At 65.1% G+C, this 17,648-nt stretch carries 19 protein-coding genes; 8 read left to right on the top strand and 11 right to left on the bottom strand.

Annotation, left to right across the window (positions count from 1 at the left end):
- Nucleotide 1: 1 nt before the first annotated feature.
- From HXX15_RS12555 to serB, 10 genes are all read right to left on the bottom strand, one after another.
- On the bottom strand, nucleotides 2-1,282 hold the full coding sequence (locus tag HXX15_RS12555) for a beta-ketoacyl-ACP synthase (RefSeq protein ID WP_296516391.1): 1,281 nt from the start codon (nucleotides 1,280-1,282) through the stop codon (nucleotides 2-4).
- Nucleotides 1,283-1,310: 28 nt separating this feature from the next.
- The gene (locus tag HXX15_RS12550; RefSeq protein ID WP_296516390.1) at nucleotides 1,311-2,519 is read right to left on the bottom strand and encodes a beta-ketoacyl-ACP synthase; all 1,209 of its coding nucleotides are present in this window, start codon (nucleotides 2,517-2,519) and stop codon (nucleotides 1,311-1,313) included.
- Entirely contained in the window at nucleotides 2,512-2,985 is a 474-nt protein-coding gene (locus HXX15_RS12545; RefSeq protein ID WP_296516388.1) for a 3-hydroxyacyl-ACP dehydratase FabZ family protein, read from the bottom strand. The genes HXX15_RS12550 and HXX15_RS12545 overlap by 8 nt, the downstream gene beginning before the upstream one ends.
- An 11-nt stretch (nucleotides 2,986-2,996) precedes the next feature.
- Nucleotides 2,997-3,278 (bottom strand): acyl carrier protein, encoded by a 282-nt coding sequence (locus HXX15_RS12540; protein WP_296516387.1) that lies wholly within the window; start codon nucleotides 3,276-3,278, stop codon nucleotides 2,997-2,999.
- Nucleotides 3,279-3,456: 178 nt separating this feature from the next.
- Nucleotides 3,457-3,789: a hypothetical protein gene (locus tag HXX15_RS12535; RefSeq protein WP_296516386.1), complete on the bottom strand. Its 333-nt coding sequence runs from the start codon at nucleotides 3,787-3,789 to the stop codon at nucleotides 3,457-3,459.
- A gap of 89 nt (nucleotides 3,790-3,878) precedes the next feature.
- Nucleotides 3,879-4,763, bottom strand: coding sequence for an ion channel (locus HXX15_RS12530; RefSeq protein ID WP_296516385.1), 885 nt, complete (start codon nucleotides 4,761-4,763; stop codon nucleotides 3,879-3,881).
- A 28-nt stretch (nucleotides 4,764-4,791) separates the two neighbouring features.
- Nucleotides 4,792-5,289 carry an MgtC/SapB family protein gene (locus HXX15_RS12525; protein WP_296516384.1) on the bottom strand — a complete coding sequence of 166 codons (498 nt, stop codon included), beginning with the start codon at nucleotides 5,287-5,289 and terminating at the stop codon, nucleotides 4,792-4,794.
- A 16-nt stretch (nucleotides 5,290-5,305) separates the two neighbouring features.
- Entirely contained in the window at nucleotides 5,306-5,884 is a 579-nt protein-coding gene (locus HXX15_RS12520) for a peroxidase-related enzyme (protein ID WP_296516383.1), read from the bottom strand.
- Between the two features lie 52 nt (nucleotides 5,885-5,936).
- Nucleotides 5,937-7,688: a DUF87 domain-containing protein gene (locus tag HXX15_RS12515; RefSeq protein ID WP_296516382.1), complete on the bottom strand. Its 1,752-nt coding sequence runs from the start codon at nucleotides 7,686-7,688 to the stop codon at nucleotides 5,937-5,939.
- Nucleotides 7,689-7,964: 276 nt separating this feature from the next.
- Nucleotides 7,965-8,855 (bottom strand): phosphoserine phosphatase SerB, encoded by an 891-nt coding sequence (gene serB, locus HXX15_RS12510; protein WP_296516381.1) that lies wholly within the window; start codon nucleotides 8,853-8,855, stop codon nucleotides 7,965-7,967.
- On the opposite strand from serB, the gene miaA reads away from it, so the two are divergent.
- The 6 genes from miaA to ilvC all read left to right on the top strand — a co-directional run bounded on the left by miaA (nucleotide 8,833) and on the right by ilvC (nucleotide 15,431).
- Nucleotides 8,833-9,792 carry a tRNA (adenosine(37)-N6)-dimethylallyltransferase MiaA gene (gene miaA / locus HXX15_RS12505; RefSeq protein ID WP_296516380.1) on the top strand — a complete coding sequence of 320 codons (960 nt, stop codon included), beginning with the start codon at nucleotides 8,833-8,835 and terminating at the stop codon, nucleotides 9,790-9,792. The two genes, serB and miaA, sit on opposite strands and share 23 nt — an antisense overlap.
- Nucleotides 9,793-10,096: 304 nt before the next feature.
- Complete coding sequence (locus tag HXX15_RS12500; RefSeq protein ID WP_296516379.1) at nucleotides 10,097-11,887, top strand: acetolactate synthase 3 large subunit; 1,791 nt, start codon at nucleotides 10,097-10,099, stop codon at nucleotides 11,885-11,887.
- A gap of 207 nt (nucleotides 11,888-12,094) precedes the next feature.
- Nucleotides 12,095-12,637 (top strand): acetolactate synthase small subunit, encoded by a 543-nt coding sequence (gene ilvN / locus HXX15_RS12495; protein ID WP_296516378.1) that lies wholly within the window; start codon nucleotides 12,095-12,097, stop codon nucleotides 12,635-12,637.
- A gap of 142 nt (nucleotides 12,638-12,779) precedes the next feature.
- Nucleotides 12,780-13,652 carry an EamA family transporter gene (locus HXX15_RS12490; protein WP_296516377.1) on the top strand — a complete coding sequence of 291 codons (873 nt, stop codon included), beginning with the start codon at nucleotides 12,780-12,782 and terminating at the stop codon, nucleotides 13,650-13,652.
- 9 nt (nucleotides 13,653-13,661) lie between these two features.
- Nucleotides 13,662-14,264, top strand: coding sequence for a LysE family translocator (locus tag HXX15_RS12485; protein ID WP_296516376.1), 603 nt, complete (start codon nucleotides 13,662-13,664; stop codon nucleotides 14,262-14,264).
- Nucleotides 14,265-14,411: 147 nt separating this feature from the next.
- The gene (gene ilvC / locus HXX15_RS12480) at nucleotides 14,412-15,431 is read left to right on the top strand and encodes a ketol-acid reductoisomerase (RefSeq protein WP_296516375.1); all 1,020 of its coding nucleotides are present in this window, start codon (nucleotides 14,412-14,414) and stop codon (nucleotides 15,429-15,431) included.
- A gap of 60 nt (nucleotides 15,432-15,491) precedes the next feature.
- Here the strand turns inward: ilvC and HXX15_RS12475 are convergent, their stop codons facing one another.
- On the bottom strand, nucleotides 15,492-15,962 hold the full coding sequence (locus HXX15_RS12475) for a lipocalin-like domain-containing protein (RefSeq protein ID WP_296516374.1): 471 nt from the start codon (nucleotides 15,960-15,962) through the stop codon (nucleotides 15,492-15,494).
- Nucleotides 15,963-16,149: 187 nt separating this feature from the next.
- On the opposite strand from HXX15_RS12475, the gene HXX15_RS12470 reads away from it, so the two are divergent.
- Together HXX15_RS12470 and HXX15_RS12465 are read left to right on the top strand one after the other, a co-directional pair.
- Entirely contained in the window at nucleotides 16,150-16,689 is a 540-nt protein-coding gene (locus HXX15_RS12470) for a hypothetical protein (protein ID WP_296516373.1), read from the top strand.
- A 99-nt stretch (nucleotides 16,690-16,788) separates the two neighbouring features.
- The gene (locus HXX15_RS12465; RefSeq protein ID WP_296516372.1) at nucleotides 16,789-17,643 is read left to right on the top strand and encodes an SDR family oxidoreductase; all 855 of its coding nucleotides are present in this window, start codon (nucleotides 16,789-16,791) and stop codon (nucleotides 17,641-17,643) included.
- The last annotated feature ends 5 nt before the right edge of the window (nucleotides 17,644-17,648 follow it).

The following is a 17,648-nucleotide window of genomic DNA, read 5'->3' as shown; positions in this document are numbered from 1 at the left end:
GTTAAATTGGTTCTCGGGTCAGAATCAGCGACGCGTTCTGGCCGCCGAAGCCGAATGAGTTCGACATCACCGCGGTGACGCGGGCGTCGCGGGCGACATTCGGCACCACGTCGAACGGAATCGCGGGATCCGGTACGTCGTAGTTGATGGTCGGCGGAATCCGCTGATGCTCGAGGGTCAGGAGTGAGAACACCGCTTCCACCGCGCCGGCGGCGGACAGCGTGTGGCCGACCATCGACTTGTTCGACGACACCGGAATCGTCTTGGCGCGCTCCCCGAACACGGTCGAGATGCCGAGATATTCCATCTTGTCGTTTTCCGGCGTGCCGGTGCCGTGAGCGTTGATGTAGTCGATCTGGTCGACGCCGAGCCCGGCATCGGCCAGCGCGTTCTTCACGCAGCCGACGATCGGTTTGCCGTCGGGGCTGGAGCGGGTGCGGTGAAACGAATCCGCGAGTTCGCCGCAGCCTGCGACGATGCCGAGGATGGTCGCGCCGCGCGCGGTGGCGGCCTCGAGGCTTTCAAGCACCAGCGCGCCGGCGCCTTCGGCCATCACGAAGCCGTCGCGGTTCTTGGCGAACGGTTTGACGGCGGCCTCCGGCGGATCGTTCTGGGTCGACAGCGCCGACAACAGCGAGAACCGGATCAGCGCCTCGGGATTGACCGAGCCGTCGGTGGCGACGCACAGCGCGGCATCGGTCTCGCCACGGCGGATCGCTTCGACGCCGAGCTGAATCGCGCTCGCACCGGAGGCGCAGGCGGTCGACACCGAAATCGGCGAGCCCTTGGTGCCGAAGCTGTCGGCCAGATGATCAGCGACCGAGCCGAACATGAACCGATGGTGATAGGGCGCGAACCTGCCGCCGCCGGCGACGCGCAGCAACGCGTCGTAGTCGATCGCCGTATTGGCGCCGCTGGCGCGCGCCACGTCCTGGCGCGGCAGCCATTCGAGTTCGACCGGCGCCACGGCGAGAAACAGCGGGCCGGGGAAATCGCCCTTGCTGCCGATACCGGCCTGCGCCACGGCTTCCTCGGTGGCGATGTCGGCCAGCTTCTCGCCCAGCACGGTGGAGGAGAACGGCTCGACCGGCACGAAATCAATCGCGCCTGCCATGGTCGATTTCAGGCCTTCGGTCGGAAACCGGGTGATGGTCTTGATGCCGGATTCGCCGGCGGTCAGTCTGGCCCAGTTGTCGGTCTTGCCGATGCCGAGCGACGTCACCACGCCCATGCCGGTGACGACAACGATTGGTCTGCCAAATTTATCGCGCGTTACGGTCATGACGTCCCCATCGGTCGGGTGGTCGGATTCAACGAACGGCCTCGACCAGCGCCATGCCTTCGCCGCGCCAGTGCCCGGTCCCGGTCACCACAATCTGGGTCGGAGCGGCGGACATTTCAATCTCAACCCCGGTCGGATCGTTCGGTGGGAACAGCGCGCCGTGCGAGAGCGACAAGGCCGCCAGCGCGATGCCTAGCGGAAACTGCGCTTCCACGATCTGGCCGAACGCGGTCGCGGTGGCGCGTACCGGATGCTCCGGGTGCTGGCGCAGAAATGCGCGCTCCTCGGCGGTCGCGGGTTCGGTTCCGGGCGCGCCGGAAATGATGGCGGCGTCGCTGTGCACGGGGCCGAGCTTCGACCACAGCTTGTCCAGCGTCGCTGTGATCTCGCCGGGGTGCTGGCGCCGAGCCAGGTCGGACACCACATTGGTCAGCCGTGCATACGGCTTGGCGCTGCGCGCCTGGGCATGGGCCTTCGACTCGATCACCAGGAAGGCGCCGCCGGAGCCGAGCGCGAAGCCGCCCTTCGGTTCGCGCGCCCAGACCGGCTGGAACGTGTCCTTGAGATTGAAGTCGCCGAACTCGTAGAGCATCAACTGATCTTTGCGCTCGCCATTGTGCGCCGCGCCGACCAGCGCGATGTCACTCTGGCCGGCGGCGATCCGTGCCAATGCGATCCGCACGGCATCGACGCCCGCGGCCTCTTCGCCCATGAAGGTGCGCGATGAGCCGGTGACGCCATGGACGATGGCGATGTTGCCGGCCAAGAGGTTCGAGAGCTGCGCGAGAAACAGCGTCGGCCGCAGATCGTTCACCAGCCGCTCGTTGAGATAGCCGGGCGACGAATTACCTTGGGCTTCTGAACTCAGAATAGCGGAGTCCACCGCGAGATCGCGCTCGCCGCCGCCGGCGGCGACGATCATGTCCATCTTCGACAGGATGTCGGTGTTGCCCTTGATTCCGGCCGAATCCAGCGCCAGCCCAGCGGCATAGGTGCCGATCCGCTGCCAGGCTTCCATCTGGCGCTGATCGCCCTTTTTCGGGATCTGCTGGTCGAAGATGACCGGGGCTAGCGGATGCACCAGATAGGGCGCAAACGTCGTTGCATCGACGTTGATGCGACGCTGCGCCAGCGCATCCCAATGCGCGTCGAGCCCTTCGGCCAGCGAGGTCGTCAGGCCGATCCCGGTGATCCAGGCTTCAACCGGTTCGGCGCGGGTTTTTTCCATGTCAGCCATCGGTCATCGCCTGTTCCGGAAAACCAATACGCTTGGCCATCACGTCCATGTAGCCGCGCAACTCCGGGTTCGGGAACGGAACGTGCCGGAACGTCAGCGTCGCATTGCAGGCCAGCTTGCCGCCGCTCATGATGTTCGCCTTGGTCATGGTGAAACCCGATCCCTCGTGAATGATGGAGGCATCGATCGTCAGCTTTTCGCCGGGCGTGACGAAGGTTCGCATTTTGGCTTCCTTGACCGCCGCCAGAAACGGCATGCGCTGGAATTTCATCAGCGCGATCAGCAGCCATCCCGAAGTCTGTGCCATCGCTTCGATCAGCAGCACGCCCGGCATCAGCGGATAGCCGGGAAAATGCCCCTCGAAGATGGTGCTTTGCTCCGGCACGTTGGCTTCGACCGTGATGGTCCGATCATCGAGGCTGAGTCGGGCGATGCGATCAATCAGATGGAAATATTCGAGGTTCATGGCGCGGGCGACTAGGCGCCCTTGGCGGCGACCAATTCGTCGATGCGCGCGCTGAGATTGCTGAGGACGAAGTACTGCTCGGTGGTCGCCTTGCCGTCATTGACCTCCTGGGTCCATCTTTCCAGCGGCAGCTTGATACCGAACGCCTTGTCGATCGCGAAGGCGATGTCGAGGAAATCGAGACTGTCGATCCCGAGATCGTCGATCGCGTGGCTCTCCGGGGTGATCGTGTCGCGCGGGATGTCGCAGGTTTCCGCGATGATGGTGGCGACCCGATCGAATGTGGAAGTCATCATTAAGCCTTTGATAAGCTGAGGTAAATCGCCATCGGGCTGCGCCGGATCTGGCGCTTGGCCGGCCGCGTGGGGACAGGTGAATGCCCGTATATCGGAGCGCTGCCCTGAGTTCAATGGCGCGGAAAACAGGCATTCCGCCTGGTTCTGTATCTGCCAGCGCCGGCTAGGCTGGAACTCAACCTTGCGGCGAGGAAATATGGGCGCAATCCCGGCGGCCCATCAACACGCAATCCTGGTTTCGTCGCAAGTCGGCGATGCTGGTGGCGAGCCAGATCCCGATCGCGGTGAGCGCTACGGTGAAGGCGAAGGCCGCCGCGTTCGCCAGCATCCGGTGGCGGAAATCGTCCGGCTCGTCGCGGCCGCGCTCGTAGCGCGAGAGGTCGTTCTGCGGCTGCGGCCTCTGGAGCGGCATCGACTCGGGCGCCGCCGACGACCGCGCCGCATGGCTCGGCCGGAATTGGAGCACGCGGTGCTCGTCGTCGGGAATGCTTGAGCGTTGGTTCTTCATGGCCGCCCCGCGGCATTGGTTACAGCTTGATACCACATCGCGTCGGGTCAGGTCAGGAAAACTCGGCATCGCGCGAATTCGCCAATGGTCTACTCCAGCTCGGTTTGATGGAACCGGCCGTAGTCGATCCTGACCCGCCCGTCGTCGGTCGCGCCGACGATGTCAGCATAGCGGTGACCGTGGCGGATGTCGCGGCAGTCGTAGGTCTTGCGCGCATGAATGGTCTGGGCGGCGATCTCGTCATAGCCGGAGATCAGAACGATGAAACTGGCGTTCGACTCGCTCAGCTCCTCGGATCCCAGGCCATCGAGCGGGCTTTGCTCGTCGATGACATGAAACAGCGTCCAGCTCAGCGCCAGCGCGGGGCTTTCGCTGCGCAGCAGCGCCAGTTCGGAGAAGCGTCGAAACGTGCGTGATTCCGCGGTCGTCTCGGTCCTGACCATCCACAATCGCGCGGTCGCGTTGCTGATGATGTTGTGGCGCTCGTTAGCGAACCGTATCATCAGGGTCGGCAGGCCGTCGTGGATCGAGATCACCGGATGTTCGGCGAACAGCAGCCGTGCGTTCGGCCGCGAGAACCGCGCGAAAATCAATCCGGTCATCAGCGACATCGAAAAGATGCCGGTGAACAGCTCGATGGTGGCGATGAAATGTCCGTAATGGGTCTGCGGGTGCATGTCGCCGTAGCCGGCGGTCGAGAGCGTCTCGATGCTGAAATACAGATAGTCGATATAGGCGCCGCCCGGGACGTTCGAGATCGGGTTGTCGCCAATCCAGTAGAACGTCGCGAAGATCGCGTTGAACACCACAAAGATCACCGCCGCGCCGGCGATGAAACCCGGCCACGAGGCGGTCATGCAGCGGTGGCTGATGTCGGCCCAGAAATTCAGGTGCAGGCCCTCGGTGATCACCTCGCGATCGCCGAAGCGGATCACGTGCGGTTTCGCCGTCCTGGAATGCGGTGCCTTGCTCATGATGCCCGATCTTCGACGCCGTGCGGCGTCACAGCGGCGGCGGTTCGGTGGACGCCGGCTTCGGCGCCTTGTCAACGCCGTCGTCCTTGCCGCCGAGCAGGCGGTGCAGCGCGCGTTCGGTGGGGCCGCCGACGATCAGCACCACGAAGGTGATTGCCAGCGCCACCGTCACGATCTGCCATTGGCCGATGCCACAGGCGACGCCGACGCAGGCGGTGAGCCAAGTGCAGGCGGCGCTGGTCAGGCCGTGAATCCGGGCATGGTGTTCGGCGCGGAAGATGACGCCGGCGCCGAGAAAGCCGATGCCGGTGACGATGCCCTGGATCACCCGGCTGGTGGCGTCGGTGATCGCTCCGAGACGGCCGGAGGGATCGGCGATCATCACGATCATCGCGGTGGCGAGACTGACCAGCCCCAACGTGCGCAGGCCGATCGGCTTGCCGCGCAGGTCGCGGTTGAGGCCGATCGCGCCGCCAGCCAGCGTCGCGACGCCAAGACGCAAAACAATGTCCGGCCAGTCGAGCAATGTGAAATCTCCCGGCCTATTTCGGCAGCCGTCCCATCAGATAGAACTCGTCATTCGGGCGCATGCCGGTGACGTTGGCCATCCGGTTCGACAGCGCGAAGAACGCCGCGACCGCGGCGATGTCCCAGATGTCGTCGTCGCTGAAGCCGTGGCGGCCGAGCTCGGCGAAATCCGGCTCCACGACGGTCTCGGCGGCGCGGCTGACCTTCATGGCGAAGTCGAGCATCGCCTTCTGCCGCGGCGTGATCTCGGCCTTGCGGTAGTTGATCGCGATCTGGTCGGCGAGCAGCGGGTTCTTGGCGCGAATCCGCAGGATCGCGCCGTGGGCGACGACGCAATACAGGCACTGGTTGGCGGCCGAGGTGGCGACCACGATCATCTCGCGCTCGGCCTTGGTGACGCCGCTGTCCTTGTCCATCAGCGCGTCGTGATAGGCGAAGAAGGCGCGGAATTCGTCGGGACGAAACGCCAGCGACAGGAACACGTTCGGCACGAAGCCGGATTTTTCCTGCACCGCGAGGATGCGGGCGCGGATGTCCTCGGGCATGTCGGCGAGCGAAGGGGTCGGAAAGCGTTTCGCGGCAGGTTCGGTCATTGGCGGTTCCGCAGCGCGTGATGCGCGGCGGAACCTTAGGCCATCGAGAGGCTCAGCGCAGCGGCTTTTTCAACAGCGAGAAGCGATCCGGGTCGAGTCCCAGCGACGGCTGCAGCATCGGCGCTTCCACCGTGCGCGCCAGCGGCCGCTCCATCGGGCCGGGATCGTTCGGTACGTCGCGATGCGAGGTGGCGCCACGCCAGCGCTCGAGCACGGCGCTGACAAAGTGCATGTCATGGCCGGCCGCCGCCGACGGCACCGTCGAGATCGCGGCTTCCGAGCGCGGCAGCTGATGCAGCGGCACTTCCTTGAAGCGCAGCCTCGTCGGCAGCGCCACGCCTTCGCCGAACGCCAGCACTTCGCGGGTGCCGAGCGAGGGGACGAACGACAAGAGATTGGCGGCGGCGTCCGACACCGCCGAGCGCAGCAGCGCCTGGTCGCGATCATTGGCGAGCCGCATCGCGAACAGCGTGTTGCATTGCGAGATGATGGTGGCGTCGAGTTCGGCCGGGCGCTGCGTCACCAGCCCGAGATAGACGCCGTATTTGCGGCCTTCCTTGGCAATCCGCGACACCGCCTTGCGGGTCGGCCCGAAGCCGATGTTGCGGTCGGCGGCGGCGTAGCGATGCGCTTCCTCGCAGACGAACAGCAAGGGCGAGACGCCGTCGCTCCACAGCCCGAAATCGAACGCCATGCGGCACAGCACCGAGACCACGGAGTCGACGACTTCGGCGGGGAAGCCGGCGAGCTGCATGATGGTCATCGGCTTGCCATTGGCCGGCAGCCGGAACAGATAGCTGATCACTTCCGCCATGGTGTCGCCGCCGACATTGGCGTTGTCGAACATGAAGGCGTAGCGCGGATCGTTGCGCACGGTCTCGATCCGCGAGATCAGCTTGTGATAGATGATCCGCGATGAGCGATTTTCCAGTTTGCCCATTCGCTCGTCGATCAGCGAGATCAGGTCGACGAGGCGATAGGGCACCGGGGTGTCGGCGGTGTAGCCGATGGTCTTCGGATCGATCCGCTTCAGCCCGATGCGGTCGGCGTTCTGATACTGGGTGTAGACGCCCTTGGCGATCGGCACCACTTCGGCCAAAATATCCAGCTCTTCCGGTACGCCGGGTCGGCCGGCGAACAGCACGTCGACGATTTCCTCGAAATTGAACAGCCAGAACGGCAGCTTCAGATTGCGCGGGTTCAAGACCAGGGCGCGGTCGCCGAAGCAGCGGCCATATTCGTTGTGGACGTCGAGCAGGAAGATCCGCAGATTCGGGCGCGACTTGAGGATTTCGTTGAGCAGTAGCGAGACGCCGCTGGATTTGCCGACGCCGGTCGAGCCCAGCACCGCGAAATGCTTGGAGAGCATTTCCTCGATGTCGACATAGGCGATCACGGAGGGGTCCTGCTGCAGCGTGCCGACATTGATCTGGTCCGATCCGGTCGGGGCGTAGACGATCCGCAGATCCTCGCTGGAAATCAGGTCGACGGCGTCGCCGATGGTCGGGTAGTTGGTGACGCCGCGCTGGAATTTCGGACGCGTCCCGGTGTTGATGATCTCGCCGAGCAGATCGACCGCCGCGTTCGCGATATAGGGGTCGTTCGCCGGCATGTTCTCGCAGGAAACCTCGGTGATCATCGCGATGATGGTCGAGCTTGCGGTGCGAATGCTGATGAAGCGACCGACCGTCGCACGCACCGCCGAAGGCACCAGACGGCTTTCCGGCAGCAGGCCGACCCGAGCCAATGATCCACGGACGGAGATCACCTTGCCGAAGGATGCCAAGGGTGGGGTGTCTGCCATGTGATGAACTCGTATCGCTGGATTGCTGAAATCGGACTATGCCGATCGTTTGTTGGAGAAATTGTTAAGCGGCGGAGCTGCGGCATCCCGTGCGCGCGGGCGTTTGCAAACGCGCGGACGCCGGATCGGCGCAGCTTCCCGGCCCGGACGCCGCTTTCTGTGATGAAATGCCCCGATCGGTGCATTCCTCGTGGTCTCGGTCGTTCTCGGGATTAACTCTTTGTTGATCATGTCCCGAACTGAGTTCCACGGGTGCGCGCGCCAGCGCTGCACGCCTCAGTCGACGAACTCGCTGCGCTGATAGCCCTGCGCATAGAGCAGCGCGGTGAGATCGGCAAAATCGATCCGGCCGTGCGCGGCAACGGCGACCGCGGGTTTGGCGTGATACGCGATGCCGAGGCCGGCGGCCTGGATCATGCCGAGGTCGTTGGCGCCGTCGCCGGCGACCAGCGTGTCGATGGCGTCGAGGTCGTCGGCCTCGCGCAATTCCAGCAGCGTCGCCAGCTTGGCCTCGCGGCCGAGAATGGGTTCGGCGACGGTGCCGAGCAATTTGCCGTCGGCGACCAGGAGTTCATTGGCGCGGTGTTCCTCGAAACCGAGCCGGGCGGCGATCACCTGGGTGAACTGGGTGAAGCCGCCGGAGACCAGGCAGGTGCGGGCGCCGTGCGCGCGCATCGTCGCGACCAATTTGCGGCCGCCCGGCGTCAGCGTGATGCGTTTGGCCAGCACCTCGTCGATTACGCCGACCGCAAGGCCCTTGAGCAACGCGACGCGCTCGCGCAGCGCAGGTTCGAATTCGATCTCGCCATGCATTGCGCGTTCGGTGATCGCGGCGACATGCGCCTTCAGCCCGGCGAAGTCGGCGAGCTCGTCGATGCACTCCTGGCCGATCATGGTGGAATCCATGTCGGCGAGAAAAAGTTTCTTGCGCCGTGTCGCCGCAGGCTGCACGACAATGTCGATCGGCAGGTCGCCGCGCGCGGCGTGCAGCCGCTCGGCAAGGGCCTGAATATCGTCGGCGCTGGCGAAGGTAATATCGGCGGCGATGCCGTCGTGCAGCCAGGTCGCTTGGTTGGGCTGAGGCAGTACCGCGCGGGCGCCGTCGATCACGGTGGCATCGAGCGCGGGATCGTTCGGGTTGCAGATGAGCGTGGCGACGAGCGACATGGGAAAGCTGGGTCCTGAGCCGAAGGCGGTGCTTATCGCAGGGCCGACCGCCAGCGGCAAGTCGGCGCTGGCGCTGCGGCTGGCGCAGGCCCGCGGCGGCGTGGTGATCAATACCGATTCGATGCAGGTCTATCGTGACCTGCGCATCATCACCGCGCGGCCGACGCCGCAGGACGAGGCCGCCGCGCCGCACTGGCTATACGGCACCGTCGACGCCGCGGTGAATTTCTCCGCCGGCGCCTGGGTCACGGTCGCGACCGCGATGCTGGAGGTAGCGCGCGCGGAGAACCGGCTGCCGATCTTCGTCGGCGGCTCCGGCCTGTATTTCAAGGCGCTGACGCGGGGGTTGTCAGCGGTGCCGGCGATCCCGCAGCATGTTCGCGACGACGTCCGGGCCAGGCTGGAGCGCGACGGCGTTGGCGCCCTGCATGCCGAATTGGCGCAGCGCGATCCGGAATCGGCGATCCGGCTGCGGCCGGCCGACCGCAGTCGGGTGGCGCGGGCGCTGGAAGTGGTCGAAGCGACCGGGCGCTCGCTGACCGACTGGCATTCCGAGGGACTGCCGCCGCTGTTGCCGCCGGACGAGGTCACGGCGCTGTTTCTGGCGCCGGACCGCGATCAGCTTTACGCCCGGATTGACGCGCGGTTCGACGCCATGCTGCAGGCCGGGGCGCTCGACGAAGTGGCGGCGCTGAAGGCTCGAAACCTCGATCCGTTGTTGCCGGCAATGAAGGCGCACGGCGTGCCGGCGCTGATCCGGCATCTCGACGGCGAGATTTCGCGCGAGGAGGCAGCCGCGATCGGCAGCGCTGATACGCGGCACTACGCCAAACGGCAATTCACCTGGTTTCGGCATCAATTGCCGGAGTTTTGCTGGGTGAAGCCGGAAGAAGCGGGGGATTGGCTGGCGCAACAGTTTGAAGGCCTGCGCGCATAATTGAGTGCCGGCTTTTCCGGCTCGCGAAGCGGCAAAAACCCGGCTAAGGTCTGATCCTGCGCATGACTGTCCCGCCTTGACTTTCCCGGTTTGGCCAGTATGTTCCGCGCAACCTTTGGGAAGCCTGAGCCGCGATATGCGACATAAAATTACCGAACTGCTTATCGTCGTCGTACCCTGGCGCATCGCCGTGGGTGGCTGAGGCCATCCAGAACGGGCGGTGCGTGCCAGGGCCTCTCGGGCCCTTTTTTATTTTCCGAACCACTTGAGCAAGCCAGCGCGACCAGCGCATCCGGAGCAGCCAATGACCACCGCAGCCAGTGACACGAGCCACGACCCCAACCAGATGACCGGTGCGGCGATGATCGTCCGCGCCATGATCGACCATGGCGTCAAGCACATCTTCGGCTATCCGGGCGGCGCGGTGCTTCCGATCTATGACGAGCTGTTTATGCAGCAGGAGCATTTGCAGCACATCCTGGTGCGGCACGAGCAGGGCGCCGGCCACGCCGCCGAGGGCTATGCGCGCTCCACCGGCAAGCCCGGCGTGGTGCTGGTGACCTCGGGGCCGGGCGCCACCAACATGGTGACGCCGCTGGCCGACGCCTTGATGGATTCGATCCCGCTGGTTTGCATCACCGGGCAGGTGCCGACCCATCTGATCGGCAATGATGCGTTCCAGGAATGCGACACTGTCGGAATCACCCGGCCATGCACTAAGCACAACTGGCTGGTGCGCGACATCAAGGATCTCGCCCGCGTGTTGCACGAGGCGTTCTACGTCGCAACCAGCGGCCGGCCGGGTCCGGTGGTGGTCGACGTGCCGAAGGACGTGCAGTTCGCCACCGGGACCTATCATCCGCCGCGCAAGGCCGACGTCCATGTCAGCTACACGCCGCGGCTGAAAGGCGACGCCGCCCAGATCCGCAAAGCTGTGGCGCTCTTGGCCGGCGCCAAGCGGCCGATCATCTATTCGGGCGGCGGCGTGATCAACTCCGGCAACGAGGCCTCGAAACTGCTGCGCGAACTGGTCGAGGTCACCGATTTCCCGATCACCTCGACGCTGATGGGGCTGGGCGCCTATCCGGCCTCGGGCAAGAACTGGCTCGGCATGCTCGGCATGCACGGCACCTACGAGGCCAACATGGCGATGCATGATTGCGACGTCATGCTGTGCATCGGCGCGCGGTTCGACGACCGCATCACCGGCCGCACCGACGCGTTCTCGCCGAACTCCAAGAAGATCCACATCGACATCGACCCGTCCTCGATCAACAAGAATATCCGGGTCGACGTGCCGATCATCGGCGACGTCGCCAGCGTGCTCGGCGATCTGTTGTCCGTGTTCAAGGCCGAGGCCAAGAAGCCCAGGATCGATCCGTGGTGGTTCGAGATCGGCCGCTGGCGTGCGCGCAACTCGCTGGCCTACAAGAAGAACAACGACGTGATCCTGCCGCAATTCGCGATCCAGCGGCTGTACGAGGCGGTGCGCGGTCGCGACACCTACATCACCACCGAGGTCGGCCAGCACCAGATGTGGGCGGCGCAGTTCTTCGGCTTCGAACAGCCGAAGCGCTGGATGACCTCGGGTGGGCTCGGCACCATGGGCTACGGCCTGCCGGCGGCGCTCGGCGTCCAGGTGGCGCATCCGGACAGCCTCGTCATCGACATCGCCGGCGACGCCTCGGTGCAGATGACGATGCAGGAGATGTCGACCGCGGTGCAGTACGAATTGCCGATCAAGATCTTCATCCTCAACAACAACCATATGGGAATGGTGCGGCAGTGGCAGCAGCTGCTGCACGGCAACCGGCTGTCGCATTCCTATTCCGAGGCGATGCCGGACTTCGTCAAGCTGGCGGACGCCTATGGCGCGGTCGGCTTCCAGGTGTTCAAGCCGGCAGATCTCGACGGCGCGATCATGGAGATGATCAAGGTGAAGAAGCCGGTGCTGTTCGACTGCCGCGTCGCCTCGCTGGAGAACTGCTTCCCGATGATTCCGTCCGGAAAGGCGCATAACGAAATGCTGCTGCCGGCGGAAGCCAACGACGAAACCACCGCGGCCGCCTTCGCCGGCGGCAAGGCGCTGGTGTGAGGTGATTGTTACCAGGCGGCGCCTCATCTGATGCCGTCATCGCCCGGCTTGACCGGGCGACCCAGTATTCCGCAACGGCGCGGTTCACAACGAACGCCGCGGAATACTGGGTTCCCGCTTTCGCGGGGATGACGGGAGTGGATGAGGCGGCGCCACGCACAACCGATTAGTCCGACGGACCGGACCCAAGATTGACAGGGAATTCAGATGAACCAGCCCGCATCCGCCTACTTCATGGAAGAGCGCCACGATTCCAACGAGACCCACACGCTGTCGGTACTGGTGCAGAACGAGCCCGGCGTGCTTGCCCGCGTCATCGGTCTGTTTTCCGGCCGCGGCTACAACATCGAGAGCCTCACCGTCTCCGAGACCGAGGCGCAGAAGCACGTCTCGCGCATCACCATCGTCACCACCGGCACCCCGATGGTGATCCAGCAGATCAAGCACCAGCTCGACCGCATGGTGCCGGTCTATCGCGTGGTCGATATGACGCTGACCGGCCGATCGATCGAGCGCGAACTGGCGATGGTGAAGCTGCGCGGCACCGGCGAGCATCGCATCGAGGCGCTGCGGATGGCCGAAGCGTTCCGAGCCCGGGTGATCGACGCCACCACCGAGAGCTTCGTGTTCGAGATCACCGGCAACTCCGCCAAGATCAACCAGTTCATCGACCTGATGCGCCCGCTCGGCCTGGTCGAGGTCTCGCGCACCGGCGTCGCCGCGATCGGCCGCGGCGCTGAGGGGATGTGACTCTGGATTTTCGAGCGCGGCTGGAAGCGTTCCCGGGCCTTTCGTCCATGACGTGCGGATCAAGCTCGCGGCGCTGCTTGGGATCGAGTTCAGTGTCATCGCTGATGGGGCCGGCAATGCCTGACCGGTTCGATCGCGCAGCATGAAGCCATTCGATATCTTGCTGGCGCTCTGGGTCGCGGTGATCTGGGGGTTTGGTTTCGTGTTCACCCGCTACGCGCTCACCGAGATGACGCCGACGCTGCTGAATCTGGTACGGTTTGCGATCACCGCGCTGCCGTGCCTGCTGCTGCCGCGGCCGAAGCTGGCGTGGCCGGTGTGGATCGGCATCAGCCTGCTGTTGGTGTGGCAATATCTGACCCAAAGCTGGGGCATCGCGCAGGGCGTGCCGGCGGGCTTGACCGCGGTGATCGTGCAGAGCCAGGCGCTGTTCACCATCGCGTTTGCCGCCGTGCTGCTCGGCGAGCGCCCGACGCGGGTGCAGCTGATCGGGATCGGCGTCGCCGCCTGCGGGCTGCTGATGATCTGCTTCACCGTCGGCTATGATTTCAGCTTCTTCGCCTTCGCCGTCACCATGACCGCGCCGATCAGCTTCGCCTTCACAAATCTGTTGCTGCGCCGCGCCCGCGACGTGCCGATGCTCGATCTGTTCGCCTGGATCAGCCTGGCGTCGCTGCCGCCGCTGGCCGCGGTGGCGCTGCTGGCCGACGGGCCGGCGGCGATCGCGGCATCGTTGACGCAGCTGTCGCCGGGGGTGATGGCCGCGATGCTGTCGCTGTCGATTGGCAGCACGACGATCGGTTATTGGATCTGGGGCCGGCTGCTGCACGCCTATACGGCGGCGCAGGTGGTGCCCTTCGCGCTGTTGGTGCCGTTCATCGGGGCGGGGGCCTCCAGCCTGGTGTTCGGCGAGCAGTTCGGGCCGCTGCGCCTGTCGGGCATGCTGATCGTGGTCGCCGGCATCGCCATCATGCTGCTGTTCGGCCGTGCGCGGCCGCTGCCCGAAGTCGGCTGAGGGGCGCCGATGTCGCAGGAACTGCTGATCGCCTTCATCGTGTTCGCCGTCGCGACGCTGTTCACGCCGGGGCCGAACAACATCATGCTGCTGGCGTCCGGGCTGCATTTCGGCTTCCGCCGCACTGTGCCGCACATCGCCGGCGTCGCGATCGGATTTGCGGTGCTGGCCGCCGCGATGGGGCTGGGGCTGGGCGCGGTGTTCATAGCGTTTCCGCTGCTGCAAAGCCTGCTGAAATATGCCGGCGCGGCCTATCTGGTGTATCTGGCGGTGATGATCGCGATGGCGAAGCCCGCCGATCCGGGCGGCTTGGCGCAGGGCCGGCCGATGACTTTCACGCAGGCGGCGCTGTTTCAGTGGGTCAACGTCAAGGGCTGGGTGATCGCGATCGGCACCATAACGGCCTATGCGGCGATCGCCACCTATCCTTGGAACATCATGATCCAGGTGCTGACCCTGCTGCTGATCGGTTCGGTCTCCTCGACGACCTGGGCGGTGTTCGGCACTGCACTGCAAACGCTGCTGAAATCGCCCCGCGCGGTGCGCGCCTTCAATCTGGTGATGGCCGGGCTGCTGCTGGCCTCGCTGTATCCCGTGCTGCGGGAGCCATGAGCCCGGGGCAGGGGTAGAAATCACCGTCGCGGGCTTGTTTCGCGGCACCCGCCGCCCTAAAAACCGGCGGCAATTCAATGGTCGGCGCCTTAGGCCTGATCAATCGCAGGACTGGCGGCCGGGGGCCGTCGAAACAGAGGAACCACCATGCGGGTTTATTACGATCGCGACGCGGACATCAATCTCATCAAGGGCAAGAAGGTCTGCATCATCGGCTACGGCAGCCAGGGCCACGCCCATGCGCTGAACCTGAAGGATTCCGGCGTCAAGGACGTCGCGATCGCGCTGCGCAAGGGCTCGGCCACCGCGCAGAAGGCCGAGAACGCCGGCTTCAAGGTGATGGAAGTCGCCGAAGCCGCCAAATGGGCCGACGTCATGATGATGCTGACCCCGGACGAATTGCAGGGCGACATCTATCGCGAGCACCTGCACGACAACATGAAGAACGGCGCGGCGCTGCTGTTCGCCCACGGCCTCAACGTGCATTTCAACCTGCTGGAGCCGCGCGCCGATCTCGACGTGCTGATGATCGCGCCGAAGGGCCCCGGCCACACCGTGCGCTCGGAATATCAGCGCGGCGGCGGCGTGCCCTGCCTGATCGCGATCAGCAAGGATTCCTCCGGCAACGCCCACGACCTCGGCCTCAGCTACGCCTCGGCGATCGGCGGCGGCCGCGCCGGCATCATCGAGACCTCGTTCAAGGAAGAATGCGAGACCGATCTGTTCGGCGAGCAGGTCGTGCTGTGCGGCGGCCTGGTCGAACTGATCAAGGGCGGCTTCGAGACCCTGGTCGAAGCCGGCTACGCGCCGGAGATGGCCTACTTCGAGTGTCTGCACGAGGTGAAGCTGATCGTCGACCTGATCTATGAAGGCGGCATCGCCAACATGAACTACTCGATCTCCAACACCGCCGAATACGGCGAATACGTCACCGGCCCGCGGATCGTCACCGCCGAGACCAAGGCCGAGATGAAGCGCGTGCTGGAGAACATCCAGAGCGGCAAGTTCGCCCGCGACTGGATGCTGGAAAACAAGGTCAACCAGACCTCGTTCAAGGCCACCCGCGCCCGTCTCGCCGCCCACCCGATCGAGGAAGTCGGCGCGAAACTCCGCGACATGATGCCCTGGATCAAGAAGGGCGCGCTGGTCGATAAGAGCAAGAACTGAGTGTCAACGGCGGCTGGAGCGATCCAGCCGCCGTTCTGCTTCGGCGCTGTCCGCGCGCCGCTACTTCACTTTTTCCCAAATCAAGGTCGTGATGCTGACCTTGCCGTCGCCGGAGAACGGCGCCGGCCGCGTGGTGTAGATCAGCCGGTCGCCATCCTTGACGATGTCGCGAACGGTGGTGGTCCCGGTCCACATCTGATTGTACGACACGTCGATGTGGTGTTCGACCTTCTTGCCGTCGAACTTGTACGTGCCGCCATACGACATCATCGAATTGTAGAGCCCGACCTTGTCCGCGTCGGTGACCTTGGCGATATCGGCGGGCGCCTTTCTGTTGTCATAGGTGATCAGCGCGAGCATCCGGCCGTCGTTGCCGTACATGATGAAGCCGACGGGATTCTTGCCGTAGGTGTCGAGCACCTCGCCGGTGTCGACGATTTTGCGCTGGCTGCTGATCAGTCTGTAGGTGCCGGCGATGTTTTCCTCGGCCAGCGCTGCCGCGGCAAAGGTCGAGGTCGCAATGGCGCACATGATGGCGGTCCTTGAAAAATGCCTGGTCATCGTTCCTCCGAAGCCCTGTTCTTGTTGTCTCGCGGGGCCTTGGGCAAGGTGATCGCATCGCCCGGCGCGATTGTAAATCGGGTCACTCGCGGCGACGCGGTCGGGTTTGTCGCCGCGCGGTCTTGCTGCCGGCGCGCCGCGCCGGGTAGCATTCGGGATGAAGCTGATTTTCCTGCATGGCAAGCCGGCAAGCGGCAAGTTGACGGTGGCCCGCGCGCTGCTCGGGCGCGTGCCCGGGCGGCTGTTCGACAATCATGCGGCGATCGATTTCGCCCGCACCCTGTTCGAGTTCGGCGCGCCGGGATTTTGGGAGCTGGTGCACGAGGTCCGGCTGGCCGCGCTGGCGGCGGCGGTGCGGCAAAGCGTGCCGCTGGTGGTCGCGACGTTCTGCTATGCCGAGCCCGACGACCGGGTGGCGCTCGAGCAATTCGAGGCCACGGTGCAGCCGGGCGGCGCCTTGCTGCCGGTGTTTCTGCATTGCGATGCCGCCGAGACCGCGCGGCGGGTCGGCAATCCGGACCGCGTGGCGCGGCGCAAGATCAGCTCGATGCAGGGCCTCGATGCGTTCTGCGCCGGCTACAATCTGACACCGGTGCCGCGCGACGACTGCCTGATGCTGGATACGGCGGCGCTACCGGCGGAGGCGGCGGCGCAGACGATCCTGCGGCATTTCGGGCTCGATGGCGCGGATGGCTGACGACGGCGCGGCGCCTCCGCTTCTTGGCCGGTGGCTCTCGACCGCGGCGGCCGGCGCAGGCTAGCTTGGGCCGGCAATCGGCAGGGCAGGAGTTTTCCCATGCGATCCATCGTCATTACCGGCGTCTCCACCGGGATCGGCCACGCCGCCGCAAAACTGCTGCTTGAGCGCGGCTTCGCGGTGTTCGGCAGCGTGCGCAAGGCCGCCGATGCCGAGCGGCTCAAGGCCGAGTTCGGCGCGCATTTCACGCCACTCGTTTTCGACGTCACCGACGAGGCCGCGGTGCTGGTGGCGGCGCGCGAGGTGCGCGCGGCATTGCACGGCGAGACGCTGGCCGGCCTGGTCAACAATGCCGGGATTTCGGTGGCCGGTCCGGTGCTGGAATTATCGGCCGATCAGTTCCGCCGCCAGTTCGAGGTCAATGTGATCGGGCCGATCGTCGCGACACAAGCGTTCGGGCCGCTGCTCGGCGCCGACCGCGCGCTGAGCGGCCCGCCGGGCCGGATCGTGATGATCAGCTCGGTGGCCGGCAAGATCGGCAATCCGCTGATGGCGGCCTATTCGGCGTCGAAGCATGCGCTGGAAGGGCTGAGCGAAGGCCTGCGCCGCGAGCTGATGCTGTTCGGCATCGACGTCATCATTATTGGTCCCGGCGCGGTGAAGACCCCGATCTGGGCCAAGGCCGAGCAGGAGGATTTTTCCGCCTACAAGAATTCGCCGTTCTACCCGGCGCTGCAGCGGATCCTGCAATTCCTGCCGCAGATGGACGCCAGCGGACTGCCGCCGGAGCAAATCGCCGAGCGCATCCACTTTGCGCTGACCGCGGACAAGCCCAAGGTGCGCTACGCGATCTCGCCGTCGCCGCTGCGGCATCTGCTGATGATGTGGCTGCCGGCGCGGCTGGTCGACCGGATCATCGCCAAGCGGCTCGGGCTGTTGCCGCCGCAGCCGTGACGCAT

Origin of the sequence: Rhodopseudomonas sp. (assembly GCF_013377015.1) — a bacterium.
Taxonomy (GTDB): Bacteria; Pseudomonadota; Alphaproteobacteria; order Rhizobiales; family Xanthobacteraceae; genus JARJEH01.
This window is presented reverse-complemented; position numbering and strand designations above follow the sequence as displayed.